This is a genomic window from Arthrobacter sp. SAFR-044 (assembly GCF_059414985.1).
The window spans coordinates 1-629 of the sequence record NZ_JBPFDN010000038.1 but is presented as its reverse complement, the minus strand read 5'-3'; the positions used below and the strand labels follow the sequence as shown (position 1 = coordinate 629).

The 629-nt window shown below is 67.9% G+C and carries 1 protein-coding gene; it reads left to right on the top strand.

Annotation, left to right across the window (positions count from 1 at the left end):
• On the top strand, nt 1-629 hold a 629-nt coding region (locus ACR65J_RS21030; protein ID WP_440172743.1), incomplete at both ends, for an L-serine ammonia-lyase, iron-sulfur-dependent, subunit alpha.

Sequence of the window (629 nt, the reverse complement as noted above, 5' to 3'; positions counted from 1 at the left end):
GTGGTGCATGCGGCGACGTTCTTCTCGGTCGGTGGCGGGTTCATTGTCCGTGAGGGGGAGGAGGACGCGGCGCAGCAGGAACTGGACGCGTCCAAGGAGGAACTGCCGCTGCCGTTCAGGACCGCGGCGGAACTGCTGGAGCACTGCGCGGTGACCGGGCTGGGCATCGCGGATGTGATGTTCGTGAACGAGAAAGCCTCCCGCAGTCAGGCGGAGATCCGGGCCGGGCTGCTGCATATCTGGTCCGTGATGGAGAACTGCGTGCAGACCTCGCTCAAGCGTGAGGGGGTGCTGCCGGGCGGGTTGAAGGTCCGCCGCCGCGCCCCGGACTGGTACGAACGGCTGAAGAAGGAAACCGCCCGCCCCGAAGACACCGACAATGACGGGCAGGACGGGCAGGACCACTACGACCCCAGGTATTGGCAGGAGTGGGTTAACTTGGTGGCCCTGGCGGTAAACGAAGAGAACGCCTCCGGCGGCCGGGTAGTCACCGCCCCCACGAACGGGGCGGCGGGGATCATCCCCGCGGTGCTGTTCTACGCGCTGCACTTCGCCCCGGGCATGGACCAGGCCACCCAGGAAGACCGGGACGACGTGGTGGTGCGGTTCCTGCTCGCCGCCGGCGCCGT